Here is a 16054-nt window from a genome sequence, read left to right on the forward strand (position 1 = left end):
CATGAAATCGTTCCCCTATATCATTGCCATGAGCATGCTTAGTGTGAGTACCCCAGCATTAAGCAATGAACCTGTGAAATTGCTTTCTTTAGACTGGAGCAGTCAACAAGTGTTAACTAAGGTGTTGGGCACGCTGCTCTCTGAAAAGAAAGTACCGATAAAATATGAATACACCGACGCCCGTGCTCAGTGGTATAAACTCGCTCACAATGAAGGGGATGTACAAGTCGAGGTATGGGAAGGCTCCATGGCCTCCAAGTTTCAACAGATGGTCGATTCTGGTCATATTCAAGCAGGCACGACGCACCAAGCGACCACTCGGGAAGATTGGTGGTACCCAGCTTATGCTGAGCAGCAATGCGCAGGTTTGCCTGACTGGACAGCGTTAAAAGACTGCGCCGCCGTGTTTTCAGAAGGCAAAGATCTGGGCATTTATTATACGGGCCCATGGGAAAAACCAGACAGGGCACGCATCAGGGCGCTCGGGCTTAAATTTGATGTGGTTCAGTTGAAAGACGGCAATGCGATTAATGAAAAAATTAAACAATACATGGCCGAAAAGAAACCGTTTTTAATCTTTAACTGGTCGCCTAACTGGGTCGAAGCAAAATATGAGGGCAAGTTTGTTGAGTTTCCTGCCTATGATGAGCAATGTGAGAAGAAAGCATCCTGGGGCGTCAACCCCAATTACAAATGGGACTGTGGTAATCCTGTGGGTGGGTGGCTAAAAATCGCGGTATCACAAACGCTTGCAGCTAAATCACAGTGCGCCGCTGACATTATTAGCGCGTTTTCGCTAGACAATCAGCAAATTGCGCTCGCCGCTATGCTTGTGGACGATGAGAAATTGTCCGTTGAAGATGCGGCCAAACAATGGCTAAAACAAAACAATGGCCACGTCGAAAAATGGTTAACTCACCAGTCTTGCGGTTAAACAGCAGATGCTAAGGTCAAGCCTTATTTCACATCAGCGCGTTCAGACCTCACTCATCAGCTGATTATTGGCGCTTTTGTCTCGCCTTCGTGCGCGCAAAGGCGTCAATACTTCCAGATCGCGTCACGGTGGCGTTGCCCACTTTTGTTCATCACTCCCTAGGAACCCTCACTGATTTTTTGATACTATTATCATTCACATACGTCCACTAAGGCTAGTCCAATGAAAATGTCAATATTGCTTGTCAGCATAGCGCTGTTTGTTGCAGGGTGTTCAAGTACTTGGGAAGGAATGAAGCAAGACTCCTCAAAAGTATGGAAGGATACAAAAGAAGCGGTACACGAAGCGACAGAATAGACCAAGCCCTTCACGTTCATCCCTTTCGCGATGACCTTTAGGCACACCCAGAGTAAAAGGGGCTCCCTCTACTCTGGGTGAGCTCGTTAAGGACAGTTATTGCTGGCCGAGCTAGGGAAGCGCCAAACCGAGGAAGAATACCCATCTCCTGAATTTGGATCCGGTCTGTCTCCCTGTGTCCACCACTGGTTCTGATATTCCTGACCATCTAGAGTGACCGTCATACACGGCGTCTCATAAATGGCTGATTCACTCCATTCACCACTTGGCGGCGGAGTCACACCACCGTCTCCACCATCGCCGCCTTCAGACGTGACTTCTCCGCTGACCGCGTCCAGTGGCGCCGTTCGAGATTCAACCTGAGTAAACACGGTATACAAGAAGTCGAACAAAGCAGCTCGCCCTTGCTTGTCTGAAAGCGCATAAGAGGTCGCCTCTGTGACCCCCGCTTCTGACATCGCCTGATCAAATGCTTGAGCAGCGGTACTGTCATCAATAAAGACGGGCGCACTCTCGTCAGTAGGTTTATAGGAAATTTGAGTAAATGCCTTAACAAAAACAGGTCTAATCTCAGCGACGGTAAACTGCTCGTGATTAGACATATTAAGGCCGTGTTCAATCAAATCCTGACCAAACAGTTGATCAACATAGAACGAAACTTGACGCGGGTAACGATACCACCACTCTTCCGCGGTTGCCGATATAGACTGTTTGTATTCTTCCGGACCTAAATCATAGCTATTAAGATACGGCAGCTCAGTCGTCACGCCATTGGAGTATGCGTCAACACAGACATCAAGGTAATCCCCAAATGCCGTACTATAACTTCCGGCATTGTAGATCACATTGATTAGGAAATCCGTCAGACGCAGCGCGTTAGGATCCTGAGTAAAACTCTCATCCTTCAGGGCGGTATTGAAACAAGTATTCCATGCTTCTTGATTCTGATACCAGCTTTGACTCGCCAGTACTTCAAGACGATTAATATCATTGAACTGAAAGTACGTTGCCGCAATCGGACCAAAGTAAATGTCTTCCAGTGAATCAGGGCCAATGGCTCCACTTTGGATGTCGTTATCCTGATCATCAATGCTATAACCAAGGCTAGCATGCAACGCATTGTAGTTAATCAGCCCCAAAGCGCCTGGAGTGCTCTTGTCCGGAAGGCGCTTGCTGTAGTCATTGATTTGATAAGGCCCCCCTTGTCCTACCGCCAGAAGCTGACTGGCATAACCTGGTTCATGGATAGACTGCTTGGTAGCACTTGGATCATAATCGGGGTTAATTCTCGTGTCTGACAACCCAGCTTCTTGAAGAAGCTGGGAGAGGATAGAGCCGACCAAGTATTCCTGATTAAAATTCACCTCAGGGTATTTCTTTTCGACCAGATAAGAATACAAACTTCCGGCAATAAGGTTGGACAACACGACATCGTTGGCGTAATCGGTCCCTAGGTGGAAAACATCGATGGTCGTCTGCGCATCATTGTATGGGAAAGTAACGTGATGAATAATCGCATTTTCGGTCGGCAAAGCACCGCCATTACTGTCTCCTCCATTATTGCCCCCTTCGTCTGGCCCGCCACTGTTTGGCTCACCATCAAATACAACGTCGGCATTGAATGTAGGCCAGATAGTCGCGGCTTGACCAGCCGCATCCACACCAGTCACCACATTCACACCCTCTGACCAAACCGAATCGCCAACCGTCACACCATTGACCTGAGGTTTAGAACGGAAAGACATCGCGTAACTGCTGAGATGGTTTACATCCAGCCCTCCCTCATCATCCGCCGTCGCCTTATACTGACAATACCAACCAGGAGCACAGTTATCTGGAGTAAAGGTCAATGTCTGCTCTATGCTTTGCGCTAAAGCACCAAAAGACGGCAATAGGGTAACGCCAATCACAACACTTAGTGGGTTCAATTTCATTATTTTTCTCTCTTTGAGTTAAAGCCAAACCACGGCTAACAACTTACTGTCAGTGCATAGAAGTACGGCATACTCTGTCCATGCGCTTTGATGTGAGCCAAATGGCTCAAGAGCGGCGCCCATACACCGCTCTCCAACACACTGGTTATGGACAAGGCACTTGCTGCCAAAACCATGTACTACTTGGCGAGGGGGTTTCCCATGGACCTGGGTTGTTCTGAGCGACATAACATTCGCCTTCAACGCGGACGGTGTCACCATTACTGACTTGCGTCTGACCTGGTACCCACTCAATAACGTCTTCAGGGTCAGTGGTTCCACCACCATTATTACCGCCATCGGAACCACCATCACTCAAATCCGCCTGCGGCAATTCAGGGTGTTCAAAGGCAAAGGCAAAGGCCTGACCATTAGCAATTAGGGTATAATTGGCAGGGCCGGAAATCGGCATGTAATACACCATTTCAAATTCGAACGAATCACCTGGGGCCAGTTGTTGATAAGCAGGAAGCGTGACGGAAATACGATGCATATTGCCATCCAAACCGCCAATATTGTTATCTCGACTGTGACCGGAGGCAAGAACGCTCAGGTTGGCACCAGACCAGTCTATGGCGTTATCTGGGGCCGAAGTAGGAATATCGAATTGGAATTCAGTGCCACCCGCGAGGGTCACGTCTGAGTGATTGGTAAACTCAACTTTGGGGCTGATGGGGTAATTACTGTCACCGATATCGAACTCTTTGACCGCGACCGAAATATCAACCGACTCTGCGGGTGTCTCGTTTTCCGCTACCGTATTACCGTATGGCGTTGCTGTGGTAAATCTGTCATAGATTATCTTGGTCAGAGTGTTACCCATGTGGAACTCACCCTGACCAGATTCACAGGCCTGCTCAGTGAGATCAACATGCTCTGAACGCTCACCATGATCATCAAACAAGTAACAGTTATAGTCACCCGCTAACTCCCAAACCATGATGCCGCCTATTTCTTTGTCGGCAACGTAATCGGCTTTACGACGAACGGAGGCATCATCTTCCGTAGAAAGGAACACCTTCTTCTGTGAATTCCACAGCCACGGCGCGACGGCAACGTCATCGAAGTAGCGGGAGTACTCGCCTTGCAGTTTATCGTCTTCATTGATCTCTGGGTGGAGACCGTATGCCTGTACGTAGGTCCCTAATATTCCATTTTCTAGATTCTTGGCATGCCACATAGGGTTGGAGCCTGCGCCCATTTCATTGCCTTTAGGGTCAGTATCGTGCCACATGTTGTCGATGCCAACGGCACCGTTGCCACAGTGATTTTTTTCCCCAACGCCCGTGCCCGGAGGACACTGTGACTGATCGGGCAAGGCCGCTCGGCCCCACAGACCATTATTCCCTCCGGTTACCCCTTTCCAACCACGCGTGTAGTAAGGAACACCAATGTTGATTCGACCCGCAGGCATCGAACCGCGGAAGTAATGGTACGCCCAGTCGGTATTGAGATAACCAATACCTTTGTAAGCCGGCTCAGAGTAAACACCCCATTGCTCCAGCTCAGAATCTTTACCCGTGTCATAAAGTGACGCATTGTGACCAACGTGGTCATTCCAAGCACCGTGTAAGTCATAGGACATAATATTGACGTAATCGAGATACTTGGTGACATCAAAGTCCTCCATACCACGCAATAAGTAACCTGAGGATGGCGAAGCGATAGTCAGCATGTAATACTCATCATCCGCGGCAGACGCACGATCAAGTTTCTCACGCAAGACTTTCATCAACTCCTGATAGGCCGCCCAAAGATGTGCACGACGTGGCTCCATAAAGTCTGCATCATCAGGGTTGCCCGCTCCCGCCATAGACGTGGGGTACTCGTAATCAATATCGACGCCATCAAACTTGTATCGACGAATCAAGTCCACAGCGGATTGAGCAAAGGTGTCGATGCCCTGATGATTGATCGAACCATCAGCGTTGGTCGTCATGGAGTAGAATCCACCATCCGCGACCCTGACACCGTCATCATCAAAATGGCCCCCCGTTTCCGCCCAGCCACCAATTGAAATCATTGTTTTTACATCATATTTTTTCTTATACGTTGCCAAAGCACCAAAATGACCTTTAAAGCCCAGAGCTGGGTCAATGTCAACGCCCGGCCACTGCTTGCCAACGGCTGGGTTATCTGGGTCATTGACATCGCCAATGTTCACTTTACCGTCAGACCCAATACTGACAAAGGCATAGTTGACATGTGTGAGTTGTTGCCAAGGGATATCACTGACAAGATACGCCGCTTGTTTGTCATCACCCGCACGCCAGCTAGTAAAGTAGCCAATCATCCGACGAGGGTGATCCGACCCCATTTTTTCACGGCCATTTTCATCGTAAGAATCGCAGTAAGGCACATCAACACCCACCGTTTGATGCAAACCGTCAGGTCGACAGCGTTGACTCACTGCATCGCTATTGACCGTTAAGATCACAGGAGTAGAGTCACTTGTGGTTTGTTGGTCATCGGTCGCTTTGGCGAACACACTCAATTGACCCGAGCGGTCGGTTACGTAATCAAACTGGTAGGGAGAAGTCCTCATAGTGCCAACCGATGTTCCGCCTACAAAAAATTCGACTTGAGCGATCTCACCATCGCTGTCGGTGGCGTCGGCGGTCAATGTCACCGCATCCCCTAATGAAACACTGGATTGAGACACGTTCAGTGTGACGACTGGCGGAACGTTTTGTCCCTCCTCGGCTTCAACCATTAATGTGACCGAGCTAGCCTCACTGTCCCCCTCATCGTTATCGGTCGCGACAACACTCAAGGTATGAGAGCCTTCCGTAGCGGTCCAGCTCGCCTGATAAGGCGCCGAAGAAGATTGGCCAATCAAGGCACCATCAACATAGAACGCAACCCGCTCGATTTGACCATCCGTGTCGGTAGCGCTAGCCACTAACAGTACCGTCTCACCAACAACGTAGGCGTCATTCACAACGGGAGAAGTCAGCGTCACCGTTGGAATCTGATTTTCACTACCGCCACCGTTGCTGCAACTGTCGAGGCGTTTCCACTCTTGCCAATCACCTGAATGGGTTGATGGTATATTGTTCAGAGTCCAGAATGCCGCTTGGTAACCCACATTCTGGTATTGAATTTGATCGCCTTCCCAGTAAACTTGAGTTGCATCCCACTGCTCCAAGTTACTGCAATCCATTGCTGCATAGCTATTGAAAGCCAGCAAACATGTCGCGCTAAGAGTACTCAAGCGAAACATGTTGTTATCCATGATTTTATTCATTGGTTATCCCCAACTAAATTATTTTATCGCTATTTCACGACTCGAAATAACTTTTAAAGGATTGAATAAATCGATGACGCTTGCATTAACTCACTATCAAATTTCACAATTCTTCATTATTTTCAGGTGGTTTTTATGTTTTTTTAAGCATTCTCACTCATATTTTGACAAATTTAACGAGAGTGCATGGCGGGGACAACATAAGGCTAATAGCCCTAGTGACAAGGGCGAGGATCGGATTCGTCGTCTAAAGAGGTCTTCCAGACAAGACTCGACAAGAGGATCGAGCAAAAGTTTTACGCGATAACTATTCCCACAGAAAAAACCGTCACTTGATTAGAATGATTGACTTATATTTGGCTAATTTCATTCACTAAACAATGCGATATCAAATAAACATAATAAAAATCAATATGTTTTGGATTAACACTGAACCGCTCGGCAAACATTTACCCCTGTTTTCCCTCGGAATGGTTGTACTGCGAAGACCACCACACAGTGTTTACATCAGCACTTTGATCGTCAGACGATGAGCGACTGGCGATAGCAAAAAGGAAATCACACCAGCGGCTGGCCACGCGAACAGAAATGCCTGTCCCCAAGAACGGAGAAACTCAGGCCCATTACCCAAGTTTAGGTAGGTGACCCAAAGGGTCATTAACGATGATAGAAAGAATGACATGATGACTGTAAATACAACCCGCTGCTTCATATTTTGATTCTCACGTTTGCCTGATGGTGTGAGAAAAACTATATTTGAAACCAATTATGATTTCCATTTAACAAAATGAGTATCTAAAACCCATATTTGGTTTCAAACTATGCATGACAATATTTCACTTTTCGTTTCGGTTGTTGAGGCTGGAAACTTTAAGTTGGCCAGTCAACATCTCAATATTCCTTCCTCCACCATTGGCCGACGTATTAAAGCGCTCGAAGATCAATTCTCCTGTAAGTTGCTCAGCAGAAACAGTCATACTTTTGAGGTAACACGTGAGGGTAAGAAGTTGTATGAAAAAGCCCGTTTTCATGTCAACTCTATCGACTCTCTCGTCAATGAACTGCTCGACGACGTATCCAGCGACCGCGGGCCGATTAAGTTATTGGCCCCGACCAACTTAGTGACCAGTTGCATACAAGAGCCGCTATCGCGTTACCTCCATGACAACCCCAACATTGAGCTGGAACTGCAACTCAGCAATACCATGGCCCATTTTTATTCTTCCAACGCCGATATTGCTATTCGAACGGGTAAACAGCGTGACTCAGATTTGACACAACTGAAACTCGGTACGGTCAACACCGTTCTCGTTGCTAGCCCTGCTTATCTCAATACAGTCAACAAACTCACTCATCCCCAAGATATGCGAGCCCTGAGCGTGATCATCACTGAGCCCTTGTTGATCTGGGAACTCTCTTTGGAGGCTGACAGAACGGAAACAACCATTTTCCAACCTTCTCAACGGCGTATTCTTCTCAATGACTTGAACGTTGCCAAACAGTTTTCCACCCATCACCTTGGCATTGCATTACTGCCACTGACGGAAGTAAAGACCGAGCTTAACACTGGCCAGTTGGTCAGGGTCCTACCCCATTGGCAAGGGCCTGTTCGGGATATCTATGCGATTTGGTATCGCAGACAACTGCTCAGCACCAGGGCGTCTAAATTGGTTGACTTTCTAAAAGCCAATCTAAGGTTCTAACTATCGGGATTTGAGGTGGGCCTTTAAGGACGCAGGACGGAACGCCACGGTTAAAGCTCAATCATGTGGGAATCAGAAAAACCACCAATATAATTTGCTCAACCGCTCCTCACCGCCTTAATGACAGTTTTAGCACCGAAAAATAGGACAGATCGTTTTCCGATTATCTGTCCCATCCAAGCTGAGTCATCGTTATTCATTGACGGGAAAACCCGTGCTTATTTTATTCGGTTCGTGAGGCAGTGTTGCCGTCGCGATAGTAAAACTCTGACCATTGTGACCTAAGCAATACTGATCACTTGGATTGTCTTCTGGCGCACTAAGCCCGCACTCTGCCCAAGATACACTTTCACATCCACCTTGGTTTGCGATACGCGCATGCACAATAGAGGCATTAATCTGGCTCACCGAGCACGATACTGGGAACATGGTACTAAACGCCTTGACAACCGTGCGTCCGCCAACGGCTAAATTAATGGTACGCAGCGTGTAAATTCCAAATTCGCTCTCATCGAATGCTGCCCCCACAGAGGTCAGCGTACTGGGAGCAAAATTGTTCGGCATAGAATAAAAACCGATACCGCCAAACGAGTCCTGTTTTGCTTCACCACAATAAATATTGTGTTGGTTCACTACCAAACCATTAATGCTGTCACTCCAAACGGGAAGTTTGCCACAATCAATGCCCTTGGCCGCAACACTACTGATCAATAGAAACGTCGTTAGCACTGCTGTTATCGTTTTCATCATTATTTACTCCTGCATCGTTTCTCTTACACCTGCAGCGTTATCCCACTGAGTGACGCTATCTACCGATGACCGACATCGGAGGATCTCGCCGTCATCATCACAAGCCAACATGGAACTCATCTCTCTCATCCAGACACCACAATTAAACCGACCACCATCATTGATCGTAAGAGGGTAAATGTGGTTCAAAATGGTCATTTACTCCAACTAAATAACCTGAATAATACAAAATATGCAGCCAAGCGCACACTCTTGATGAAAATTCTAAAACAATATAAAAATCAATAACTAAATCTAATTTAAGCATGGCTTCTGAACGTTGAATCAACCAACCACTTTAAATAACAATCAAATATTCACGAACAACCTTCCAGCCCTCAGCCTTCGTATGACGTGATAGGTCGATAAAATAGAGGCAAACCTAACACGCTTATAACCAATAACTTGACGCTTATTCACAGCCATCTACGCTAAAAAAGCCCAAGCGATAAGGAAGAGAACAGCGATGATGAAATTTTGTTACTTATTCCCTATTGCGAAACGTTTACGGGTTGAGTTGCAGCACCTCTCTCTTTTTGGGCTAAATGCGAGTAAACCTCATCTGTGTTTCAATCCCCATCGAATGTCTGCGCTAACGCTCATTATCTGCTTGATTATGCCCACAATCACAAGAGGCCATGCCCTAGAAGAAACCTCTGCTCGTCTATATGTGCGTGACCAACAAATTGAACTCACACTGTCGGTTGATGTGGACAACTGGATGAGGCAGTTGCCTGATATTCATCTGTGGTTATTGGGCGGCGCAGACACCCCATCTTCAGAACGACGTTTAATGAACAGCACACTGCACTCTCGACTTTCTTATATCATTCAACAAGGCACCCGACTGGTCATTGATGAGACACCAGCTCAATTGATCCCTGCGCCCTATTCTCCAGACGCCCAGCACAGCCACATCATCGAATTTCGTTTTTCAGCCACGCATACCCAAGCCTCACCTAAAGCAATCGATATCCAATTCCCACCTTCTCTCGGTAACGTGCATTTTTCGGTTGTACAACCTATTTATCAGCAGATACCCGCTGGCGTTCAACGCTCTTTATCCTTGTTATAAGCCTTATCCGATCATGGTTCTTGGGCCCTCTCACTTATCTTGAGCACAGTACTGGATGACATCAATCCCACCAACTACTACTCAATTTGGGTCCCGATATATAGAAAAAGACTTCCAATTCGAGTAGACAGAAAGACGATTGGCCCACAGAATAGCCACTCGCTAATAAGAACAATAATAAGAATCAATATCATATATATCATGAGACACCCGACCAAAATTTCAGGTAGCTTCGCGTGAGGCTCTCCTCATTACTTGTATTAAGCATGTGTGCACAAGCTGAAAAAACAGTTTTGAATGGAACCCGATAATGAACAAAGCTTATTTAGAATCGAGCCCAACGGATCTCACGATCACGGGGTGCTGCCCGACTGCAAGTCGGCACTTGTTGTCATTTGGTCAATCCCCGCGCTGCCAATCTTGGGGAAATTGTCTCGGCTGTCAGATCGACACCTTGTCTGGCTACGGTGGCTGCACCTCACATCAAATGGCAAATAACGAACAAAAATATTGCCTGAGATTACTGACCGTGATCAAAGGTGAGCGCATTGTGTGGCACAACGGTGCAGACACCCCTTTGAGCTTAGAGAAGGGAAAAAGTGTGTTGATCTTTTCAGCCACATCGTTCAACGATGTGTTCATTAGCGAATCGGAAAGCTTCGTCGAAATCGCAGATATTCGGTTTGATTGCCAGTACCTCACTGATATTTATCAGCAAATCAGTGACAAACTCAAAGACAGCGGCATTAACCCTCGTACGGATAATCGCCCCTTTGTGTTTGATACTAATGTGGAAATCCAGCAATTTATCAGTCAGTTAGAAACCAAAAACATCCAAAAAAGCAGCGACGCAACCAATCATTTATACGCCGTCTCTCAAGCATACCAATGCCTCTCTAAATTGCTTAATCAACTAGAACTGATCCAGAACAAGAAAAAATATGACGATAATTCTAGTCTGTCGAGCCGTACGCTCAATAAAATTCGTAAGGCACACGACATGATCGCTTCTAACCCAGGAAAAAACTGGAGCATCAATGAGTTGTGTAGAGAAGTCGGCACCAATGAAACCAGTTTTAAACGTGGGTTTAGATTGCTGTTCAATACCACTTTCTCCAAGCTTCTTCAGCAAACTCGCATGACCATCGCGGCAAAAGAGCTGGAATCGACTGATCACCCAATCATCGATATCGTCTTTAAGGTAGGTTACGCCAGTCCATCACACTTCACCAAACTGTTTAAACAACACTTTGGGGAAAACCCGCTCCAATACCGAAAGGCGCGTCAGTTTAGTTAGTATGTACTATCAGCCTAGTACTGATAAGTAATGACATTAAAAATGTTAAGTCCCTGTTGAATAAGGCCGCCAACATTGCGCTGATATTAGAGCTTTTTAACTAATGCAATAATAGACATAGCCCATTGTTAATGATAATGTTTCTCATTATTAAAACAGTTACTAACGTCATATGGCTTACTACCGACTGCCTTTTAACCTCGACTTAATGGAAGAATCCATTCAGTCTAATGGCAATATCCAATTCAAGCATAATCGTGGAGAGTTCTCGCTGCGCTGCAACATGCTGAACGATGAGATTCTTCTGAGTGTTTTTCAGGGACACTTTCACGCCCCAACACAACTCGAGACTCCAGATAAAACCGAATGTGACGCCATCACCATTATGCTCAATTTGGGCAGTGCCGTGTATTATCAGATTGACAGTCTCGGTTCACCCAAAATATTTCCTAGTAATAGTATTGCCTTGTGTTATTCGAATGTGCGTTCCGGTCTGTGTCGCTATCAGCCCCAATTAACGCAGCTGTTTGCCTTGCAGATCCCACGCTCGGTACTCATCGAATACATCGATGTCATGCAAATTGGCCTATCGACCCAGTTAAAGCTTGAACGCCGCAACCCGTTTATGATCATCAAACCGTCAACGGATGCCTTTCGTCGTATGGCGGTGCGTTTGTCTGCACATGATGTTCCGGACAAGGGGATACAACGCCACCTTTCCTACTCCTTTATGAGTGATGCCGTGCGCTATTTACTCGAAGACAGTGGCAAATGCCAGCGCCGAGATAACAGTGAAAGATTGGAAAAAGCCATGAGTATTCTCGATAAGGAGTTCATGCTCCCACCCACCATAACGCAATTGGCCCGCCGTATAGGCACCAACGAAACGTCACTTAAAGACTGGTTCCGAAATGAATTGAATACCACGGTGCATCAGTATGTGGTTCAGCAAAGAATGGCCAAAGCCATTGAATTACTTTGTACCGCCACCTTCCCCATCGCCCACATCGCTCATGAGGTAGGCTACGCAAATCATGGCCACTTTACTGCCACGTTTAAAAAAGAGTTTGGCTGCACGCCTTCTTGTTTTATTCACTCACAATAAAAGCATGACCGCATTGCCTTCTTTGCCCCGCGAAACCAAAAGGTCTTGATTGAAATCGAACAGAAGCAACAAACCAGAATACCAATTTAATCTTTAAAAACAATTTTTTACCTTATAAAAATGAACAAAATAATTATAATTATTGTTTAAAAAACCATTCACCCTTGTAAAACGTCGGTTCGCGCTGTTTTTCCACCCTATTGAGTTAGCAGATAACAGAGTGAATCAGCAATATAGATGTTAAAATATCAAACCACAGGATAAATCTACCATGTACAGGAACGCTCCTGCCTTTTCCGTGCTCGCCGTTGCAGCCGCTACTTTCAGTGCACAAACGATTGCCGAACAAAACTACGATGACGTCATGGTCGTTGAATCAACAAAACAAGATATTCCGATAGGGCGTATCAATAGTTCGGTGATGATCAAAACAGGTGAAGAGCTGGAAAACGCTGGAATTCATGAGGTCAAGGACCTAGAAAAAGCATTTCCTGGGCTGGTCATCCAAACTCGAGGGAATAGAACCTACGCCAACACAACCATACGTGGAATGAGCTCCCCTGATTTCTACTCGCCAACGGTCAGTATTTATGTTGACGGCATCCTTCAAGACAGCGCTTTTGCCACCCAGCAACTTTTGAACGTCGAGCACGTCGAATTGTTACGAGGGCCACAGGGAACATTGTATGGGGGTAATGCACAGGGTGGCATCATCAATATTGTGACCCAAAAGGCCACCGAACAGGCCAAAGGTTCCGCAGAGGTGACTTACAGCAACCTCAGCCAACAATTCAACGGCTCAAGCGCAGTGGCGATCAGCGACTCAGCCTATGCCGATGTGGTGATTCGATCTCTGAAAGATCAAGGTAACATTACGCACCTACCGAGCAATAGTGACGATGCGAATGACGTCAAAGAGTTCAGTGGTGTCGCTCGTTTTCACTACTTACCTGAAAATGATCCACTGACTGTCACGCTATCCGTGTCAAGCGACAATCTGGACAGCCATGAAGAGTGGTATCTTACAAAAGAGGAGTACAACCAGAAAGCGACCAGTCAACCTATTCCTGAACTAAAACGAGTGGTCAACGCTTACGCACTCAACATCGGTTATGATTTTGGCGACACCCAGCTCAGCAGCATTACCTCATACCAAAACCGAAACATTGATCGTCAGTACATTGGTGGTCAATGGGTAGAAAACCAAAATACCTTCAGTCAAGAGATCAGAGCTAACACACATTTTAGCGACACTTTGCAGACCTTATTTGGCGTCTATGCAGAAAGCCGCCAGTTTGATGGCAATGCTTCCGGCGCAACAAACGACATCAAGACCAATACTTATGCCCTGTTTGGCCAAACGACTTATGCCTTAACCGAGACCGTCGACTTAACAGCAGGCCTGAGAGCTTCCTACCTATCAACCCACTCAGATTATAGCGGTAATACAAGAGGGACTATTGATGGTTATGATCAGAAAAAATCTGAAAGTGTGCTCTCTCCGGCAACCGCAATAGGCTGGCAGCTCAGTCCAGATTCAAGACTCTTTGCCTCACTGGCCAGTGGTTATCGCCCCGGTGGTTACAGCCACGTACCAAGAAGTAGTGCGGACAAAAACGGGTACGATGCTGAAAAATCTCTCAATGGTGAACTCGGCTGGCGTTCGTCCTTTGCTGACAACACAATGAGTCTAAGTGGCGCCTTCTACTGGATTAAGACAAAGGATATTCAACTCTACACTGGGGACCCCAGTCAGGGCAATCAAGTGTTAAGAAATATGGGGGAGGCAAAAAGTCAGGGGCTTGAGATCGATATGGCCTACTACCCAACAAACGATTTAACACTGACAATCGGTGGCACATTTGGGAAGTCCACCTTTGAGTCTGGTAGCGACTATCAAGGGAATACGCTGATTTATGCTCCACAGACCACCGCAGTAGCCGGTATTGAGTACTTCTTGCCTCAGTCTCTACTCGACGGCGTTTCAGTTAGCAGTCATGCTCGATATACGTCAAAAGTCTTTTTTAACGAAGCAAATACCTTATCTCAACCTGCCTACACCATCGTCGATCTGTCGGTGCGTTACGCGGTGAATGATAACCTTTCATTACGCCTATTCGGCAACAACATTACCGACCGAGACTACCAAACCTATGCATTTGCTATGGGCACCTCGACGATGAGCAATTATGGTACTGGCCGAGAAATTGGCCTTAATCTAAAGATGGAGTGGTAATTTTATGACGCGCAACGCACGTTGTGACCAAAGTTTTGGCCTGAAACCACTGCTCGCGATTATGGCAGGTGTCTATACCATTCAGAGCCTAATTGGCATGTTCACCTTACAGGGGATCCCGGCGGTGTTGCGTTCTGAAGGTGTGTCGACATCACAAATAGGTCTGCTCTATTTAGCCATGCTGCCATGGGCTCTCAAATTTCTATGGGCGCCTTATATCGAGAAACGACGCAAGCAAGGCAACACCTTCAAAAGTCACGGCGCCATCATTTTACTCGCACAATGTTTGATATTGCTTGTTCTTGGCGTCGTGGCTCTGACTCCAGCCTTACAGCAACCGTTGCTCTTGTTCTCCGCCGTGTTACTGCTTGCCATGTTGTCAACCTTTGCCGATATTTGCACCGATGGGCTCGCCATCGATCGCCTACCTCAAACGCAACGGGGGATCGGCAATGTAATGCAAGTGGGCGGCGGCTATTTAGGAGCAATGGTGGGTGGCGGATTGTTCATCTATCTGACCGGCGCCTACAATTGGCAAACCGCCACATTGGTTTTGATGGCTTTGGTGTCAATCATGTCGATCCCAAGTATGAACCTCTTGAGCCAGCCGTTTACACCGAGTGAAAAGAGACTGACCAGTAAACCGTCGTTGAAAAGCGCTATCCTCAACCCCAAAGTGCAGCAGGGGTTAATCTTAGTAGCACTTTGCCAGTTAGGCACACGTGGCGTCCAGTCGATGATGATGCCCTTTCTCAGCGACAAAGGGATCGCACTTGAGGATCTCGGATTACTCGCCGCAGGGGGTGGAGCACTTACAGGCTTGGTCGGTATCGCATTCAGTGGCTGGTTACTCAACCGTGTCAGCGCACCTAAAATGTTACTGGCTTGTCTAGCTATCGAGGCGATCATTTTTAGTGGATTATGGATGCAGTCTGCTCAATATATTGATTTACCCTTAGGCGTAGAAACGCTCTTTGTCCTTAATTCCTTCATTGCTGCGGTTAAATTTGTCGCCTTGTATACCCTTATGATGGCGTGGTCATACGGCTCTCAATCTGGCGTCGATTTCTCTTTGTTTCAATCAATGGACATGATCGTTGCTATCGTAATGGCCATGGCTTGCGGCTGGGTGATCGCCAGCTTCGATTACCAAACCCATTATGCAATAACGGTTTGCACCACCGTCGTGGCGGCGTTGCTGTTGCGCTATTTAGTCCAACCTCAATCTCAACCTCAGGGTAACGCCATAAACCAGCAAGCTCCCTGATAATTCATCCAGCCCGCACCCGCGGGCTAATCAAATCTGCCTCACTTTTTGCGGTTGTACTACCAACCGCT

At 46.8% G+C, this 16054-nt stretch carries 13 protein-coding genes; 8 read left to right on the forward strand and 5 right to left on the reverse strand.

Features of this window, described 5'->3' with window-relative positions:
- Window position 1: 1 nt before the first annotated feature.
- A complete protein-coding gene (locus tag HLM86_RS14035) occupies window positions 2–934 on the forward strand; it encodes an ABC transporter substrate-binding protein (protein ID WP_170883516.1) in 933 nt (310 codons plus the stop codon).
- Between the two features lie 222 nt (window positions 935–1156).
- Complete coding sequence (locus HLM86_RS14040) at window positions 1157–1291, forward strand: entericidin EcnAB (RefSeq protein ID WP_076589739.1); 135 nt, start codon at window positions 1157–1159, stop codon at window positions 1289–1291.
- Between the two features lie 86 nt (window positions 1292–1377).
- On the opposite strand, the gene HLM86_RS14045 is transcribed toward HLM86_RS14040, so the two are convergent.
- From HLM86_RS14045 to HLM86_RS14055, 3 genes are all read right to left on the reverse strand, one after another.
- Entirely contained in the window at window positions 1378–3225 is a 1848-nt protein-coding gene (locus tag HLM86_RS14045) for a hypothetical protein (protein WP_170883517.1), read from the reverse strand.
- Window positions 3226–3370: 145 nt separating this feature from the next.
- A complete protein-coding gene (locus tag HLM86_RS14050; protein ID WP_254868812.1) occupies window positions 3371–6511 on the reverse strand; it encodes a chitinase C-terminal domain-containing protein in 3141 nt (1046 codons plus the stop codon).
- Between the two features lie 502 nt (window positions 6512–7013).
- Window positions 7014–7223, reverse strand: coding sequence for a DUF2798 domain-containing protein (locus HLM86_RS14055; RefSeq protein ID WP_170883518.1), 210 nt, complete (start codon window positions 7221–7223; stop codon window positions 7014–7016).
- A 109-nt stretch (window positions 7224–7332) separates the two neighbouring features.
- Here HLM86_RS14055 and HLM86_RS14060 point away from each other — a divergent pair, with 109 nt between their 5' ends.
- A complete protein-coding gene (locus tag HLM86_RS14060) occupies window positions 7333–8214 on the forward strand; it encodes a LysR family transcriptional regulator (RefSeq protein ID WP_170883519.1) in 882 nt (293 codons plus the stop codon).
- A gap of 192 nt (window positions 8215–8406) precedes the next feature.
- Here the strand turns inward: HLM86_RS14060 and HLM86_RS14065 are convergent, their stop codons facing one another.
- Window positions 8407–8964: a hypothetical protein gene (locus HLM86_RS14065; protein WP_170883520.1), complete on the reverse strand. Its 558-nt coding sequence runs from the start codon at window positions 8962–8964 to the stop codon at window positions 8407–8409.
- Between the two features lie 3 nt (window positions 8965–8967).
- The gene (locus HLM86_RS14070; protein ID WP_170883521.1) at window positions 8968–9162 is read right to left on the reverse strand and encodes a hypothetical protein; all 195 of its coding nucleotides are present in this window, start codon (window positions 9160–9162) and stop codon (window positions 8968–8970) included.
- Window positions 9163–9469: 307 nt separating this feature from the next.
- On the opposite strand from HLM86_RS14070, the gene HLM86_RS14075 reads away from it, so the two are divergent.
- The 5 genes from HLM86_RS14075 to HLM86_RS14095 all read left to right on the forward strand — a co-directional run bounded on the left by HLM86_RS14075 (window position 9470) and on the right by HLM86_RS14095 (window position 15983).
- The gene (locus HLM86_RS14075) at window positions 9470–10078 is read left to right on the forward strand and encodes a hypothetical protein (RefSeq protein WP_170883522.1); all 609 of its coding nucleotides are present in this window, start codon (window positions 9470–9472) and stop codon (window positions 10076–10078) included.
- A gap of 310 nt (window positions 10079–10388) precedes the next feature.
- Window positions 10389–11375 carry a helix-turn-helix transcriptional regulator gene (locus tag HLM86_RS14080; protein WP_076589744.1) on the forward strand — a complete coding sequence of 329 codons (987 nt, stop codon included), beginning with the start codon at window positions 10389–10391 and terminating at the stop codon, window positions 11373–11375.
- Between the two features lie 172 nt (window positions 11376–11547).
- A complete protein-coding gene (locus tag HLM86_RS14085) occupies window positions 11548–12480 on the forward strand; it encodes a helix-turn-helix transcriptional regulator (RefSeq protein WP_076589745.1) in 933 nt (310 codons plus the stop codon).
- 271 nt (window positions 12481–12751) lie between these two features.
- On the forward strand, window positions 12752–14716 hold the full coding sequence (locus HLM86_RS14090) for a TonB-dependent receptor (RefSeq protein ID WP_170883523.1): 1965 nt from the start codon (window positions 12752–12754) through the stop codon (window positions 14714–14716).
- Between the two features lie 4 nt (window positions 14717–14720).
- Complete coding sequence (locus HLM86_RS14095; protein ID WP_076589747.1) at window positions 14721–15983, forward strand: MFS transporter; 1263 nt, start codon at window positions 14721–14723, stop codon at window positions 15981–15983.
- Window positions 15984–16054 lie beyond the last annotated feature (71 nt).

It is taken from the genome of Vibrio ostreicida, assembly GCF_013074385.2.
Taxonomy (GTDB): Bacteria; Pseudomonadota; Gammaproteobacteria; order Enterobacterales; family Vibrionaceae; genus Vibrio; species Vibrio ostreicida.

What these genes read in the sequence shown, in the direction of transcription:
- HLM86_RS14035 (WP_170883516.1), top strand. Translation starts at nt 2, where the DNA reads ATGAAATCGTTCCCCTATATCATTGCCATGAGCATGCTTAGTGTGAGT.
- HLM86_RS14040 (WP_076589739.1), top strand. Translation starts at nt 1,157, where the DNA reads ATGAAAATGTCAATATTGCTTGTCAGCATAGCGCTGTTTGTTGCAGGG.
- HLM86_RS14045 (WP_170883517.1), bottom strand. Translation starts at nt 3,225, where the DNA reads ATGAAATTGAACCCACTAAGTGTTGTGATTGGCGTTACCCTATTGCCG.
- HLM86_RS14050 (WP_254868812.1), bottom strand. Translation starts at nt 6,511, where the DNA reads ATGAATAAAATCATGGATAACAACATGTTTCGCTTGAGTACTCTTAGC.
- HLM86_RS14055 (WP_170883518.1), bottom strand. Translation starts at nt 7,223, where the DNA reads ATGAAGCAGCGGGTTGTATTTACAGTCATCATGTCATTCTTTCTATCA.
- HLM86_RS14060 (WP_170883519.1), top strand. Translation starts at nt 7,333, where the DNA reads ATGCATGACAATATTTCACTTTTCGTTTCGGTTGTTGAGGCTGGAAAC.
- HLM86_RS14065 (WP_170883520.1), bottom strand. Translation starts at nt 8,964, where the DNA reads ATGATGAAAACGATAACAGCAGTGCTAACGACGTTTCTATTGATCAGT.
- HLM86_RS14070 (WP_170883521.1), bottom strand. Translation starts at nt 9,162, where the DNA reads ATGACCATTTTGAACCACATTTACCCTCTTACGATCAATGATGGTGGT.
- HLM86_RS14075 (WP_170883522.1), top strand. Translation starts at nt 9,470, where the DNA reads ATGATGAAATTTTGTTACTTATTCCCTATTGCGAAACGTTTACGGGTT.
- HLM86_RS14080 (WP_076589744.1), top strand. Translation starts at nt 10,389, where the DNA reads ATGAACAAAGCTTATTTAGAATCGAGCCCAACGGATCTCACGATCACG.
- HLM86_RS14085 (WP_076589745.1), top strand. Translation starts at nt 11,548, where the DNA reads ATGGCTTACTACCGACTGCCTTTTAACCTCGACTTAATGGAAGAATCC.
- HLM86_RS14090 (WP_170883523.1), top strand. Translation starts at nt 12,752, where the DNA reads ATGTACAGGAACGCTCCTGCCTTTTCCGTGCTCGCCGTTGCAGCCGCT.
- HLM86_RS14095 (WP_076589747.1), top strand. Translation starts at nt 14,721, where the DNA reads ATGACGCGCAACGCACGTTGTGACCAAAGTTTTGGCCTGAAACCACTG.